Annotated in this window: 3 protein-coding genes; all 3 read right to left on the bottom strand. The window is 50.6% G+C overall.

Annotation, left to right across the window (positions count from 1 at the left end):
• A partial coding sequence (gene cas3 / locus D6694_06850; protein RMH43582.1) for a CRISPR-associated helicase Cas3' occupies nt 1-1,793 on the bottom strand: 1,793 nt, incomplete at its 3' end.
• A gap of 29 nt (nt 1,794-1,822) precedes the next feature.
• Nucleotides 1,823-2,389, bottom strand: coding sequence for a hypothetical protein (locus D6694_06845; GenBank protein ID RMH43581.1), 567 nt, complete (start codon nt 2,387-2,389; stop codon nt 1,823-1,825).
• Between the two features lie 16 nt (nt 2,390-2,405).
• A complete protein-coding gene (gene cas6 / locus D6694_06840) occupies nt 2,406-3,068 on the bottom strand; it encodes a CRISPR-associated endoribonuclease Cas6 (protein ID RMH43583.1) in 663 nt (220 codons plus the stop codon).
• Nucleotides 3,069-3,201 lie beyond the last annotated feature (133 nt).

Below are 3,201 nucleotides of genomic sequence, written 5' to 3'. Positions count from 1 at the left end.
GTGGTCTCACTCAACACTTCCCCGTCCGGCAACACCTCGTAACTCCGCTCCAATACTTCCAAATCGTAAGGGAGTGCATCGTTCTTGCTTTCGGGCGGGGGGAGCACATACACTGGCTTATAGTGACCTATCGTTTTTTCAGACCTTTTTCTGTTTATCCTTCCAAAGCGCTGAATAAGTGCATCAATTGGCGCACAATCAGTGATCATGAGATCAAAACTGATATCGAGGCTCACTTCTACAACCTGGGTGGAAACGACAATACATGGTCCATCGGCCGTATTGAACCGGTGCACAGGTCGCTTCTGCTCATCCATCCCCATCAGCAGAAGTTCTTTTTCGGTGCGATCGCAACGCTTGAACCGACTGTGCAACAACAGTATATCGACATCCGGGGAGTGCTCGCGCATTTGCACGTACATTTCCTGTGCATATTGCACGCGATTGCAAACTACAAGCACCTTTTCGCGTCGTGCAATTGCCTGGTCAACAATAGCCCAAATCTCTTCAGGGTCAGGCTTGTACACCGTATGTCGGTTAAAGGTCTCTAACACGTCTGCTGGCAGCCGGACCTGAAAGGTGTGCTCAGATCCCAACAGAGACAGCAACTCTTCATACAGGCAGGTGGGCAGTGTGGCGGTACCAATATGTACCCGGCAGTCGAGTTTGCGCAAAAGCTCCACGATGCGCACGACAATGGCTTGCGACACACCTGTATAAGTATGCACTTCATCGAGAATGACATCGCATCCTTGCAAATCGAGTAGCAGTGCTTCGTAACCGTTCACCCCGAAGAGGGCCCCTGCAAGCTGATGCGGTGTGAGCACTTTCACGGCCGAGCCCACCAAAGGCTGAAGCACCTGTTCCACTGGCTTACCTCCTTCTACGACCACCTTCGAGCTTCCGTGCAGAATGCGGATGTCGAGTTCAGGGTTGGAAGGCAGCAAATCGTTCCTGATTCGTTGATACATCGCGTTGATAGAAGCCTGAAAAGGCAATGTATAGAACACACGACCAGTGCACCGACGCAGCAAAAAATCCGTTTTACCGGCTCCCGTGGGTGCCACCACGATGGTGTGTGGTCGCGGATCGTTTGTCAAAATGAGTGAAAGCGGGTACAGTGGATGTTGACGTTCGTAAAAACTCAGGTCGGGCGCTCTGAACGTGCGTGGCACATATTCAGATGTTTGGTCGATCAATGCAGAGGCAAAGTGATCGGCTGCCATGAGCAAACCTCGCCACTTGGCATATCCCCGTTGTTTTACCTTCTTTTCGCAGTATGCTACGACCCGGTAGTAAGCATCCTCTGCACTATCCAAAGAAGGGGCTTCGGCAGCTACGAGCGGGACTCCACATGCCTGAAGCAATGCCACGGCCTTGGGAGCCCAGTCGTCCCATCCTTTTGCATGAAGCGCAAATACATCTTCGTGTTCCTCTTCAAGGTCGAGAATGCCCTTACGGCGCGGGTCGTTTTTTATCGACTTGTGGTGGGCCACCACCATTTCGATCAATGGCTCGTGAAGCTTTTCATCGAAACAGGGCAAAAACAGCAATGAGGCCAACTCGTGTCGAAATGGGAAGCGCGGCTTTTCCTTGGCCTCCAGTCGTTGCTGAAAAACCGGACTTGCCTTGCCAATGTCATGCAATATGGCACCTATGTAAGCTATTTCCGGATCAAAACCCATCGCTTGGGCGAAATGCCGAGCGGCTTCGCCCACATGAAGCAAGTGAGCGTGCAAAGTCGTGTAGTCGGGCTTTCCTTTGGCCTTTATCTCCGGATATATCCAGTTCATTTCATTGAGTTTTACTCACCATCAAAAAATCAAGGCACAGGTGTACCCACGACACGCAGCCACCCATACATCATTTCATTGTTATTGAACCGATTATACCCAACTGGAAATGCCAACTTGTTCTGCTCAAAAACGAGCTCGAAACCACTGTACCGAGGATCAATCCTGAATTCCTCCTCGGACGCTTCCGTGACTTCTTGCGGAAAAAGCAGGTCTTCATTACGCGCCAAGCAAATGTGTTGGGTAGCTGCCACTGCGGCATCGTCTGCCGAATCAAATGCCAGCCATAGGGTGGGATGTAGCAATACCCCGCGCTTGAGAATCGAGCGATCGCGCTCGATGCGATTGCGGCTCACATTCCAGCCTCGTGCTTGCACGACCTCCTGTTGTTCACTGATACCTCGGTAGGCAAGCCGGTGCCCTTTGATCTTGTAAATGCCCCACGGCTGTTGGAGAAGCTGTGGAAACAACTTGCGCTCGATACCAGCTACCATGGAAGGGGTAAGAAACTGCTGGCTGTAGCAGATTTCATCGCGCACGGCCGTCCATGGTTTGATGAAGGCAAATGGCCCTGTATAACGAACAAGGTATAGCATACTCATTGTCAAATTTTTATTTGATTGCACCAAATCCGATTCCAGTAGAGTTGCCGAGTCCCACCTCCCAGGCAAACTGTTTTACTTCATTGCTGCCTAAAATGACCACAGGGCAGATATTGGCCCTGTTGCTGATGCCTCGATAATTGACCAGGCGAGTCCTGGCCCGCGGCGAGTGCGCATCAAAATGAATCTGAAAATCATCGGAAACGCTACGTCCTGCCTGTTTCATTTTTTTGAGCAAAGTTTCCTTCAAGAAGGCACCCGCCTCCGGATCCTTATACAACACATGTTCGATGCGATCTCCAATGCGACGCTTGATGAGTATGGGACTCGCCGGATAAAAAAGCACGCGTGAAGACAAATCAGGAGTAGGCAAAAGAAAGACCTCATCCACACGTAACCCATGAAACATTTCTGGATCTGCTTGGATACCTGCAAGCAATCGACGCAGTAACTCGCTATCACAACTGCTGATGAAAAACTCAGTCATATCCTGGACAATGAATCCATCCTCAGCCACCCGAGTGATTTTCAGGTTTGAAAAAGAAAAAAGAGCTGGCTGGCCATGGTAAGGATTCTGTTCTCCCAACCACTTATGAATCGTACCTACCATCAAGTGTTGATGGTCAAATGGAATCTTGGTTCCCGGCGTGTAAACCTTCAAGTGTAGTCTCATTGTGATATTGGCTTTTGTCTGTTTGTTTAATTCAAGTTGGTCGTGATCACCCCCACCAACCCCATCCCCGCAGCCGAGTTTTTCTCGCCGAAACCGGCGTGGTAGGCCAGGCGGTGCAGCTCGGGCGGGAGGG

Source organism: Gammaproteobacteria bacterium (assembly GCA_003696665.1).
GTDB lineage: Bacteria > Pseudomonadota > Gammaproteobacteria > Enterobacterales.
Note: the sequence above shows the minus strand (reverse complement) of the source record. Positions and strands in the feature narration are given on the sequence as shown.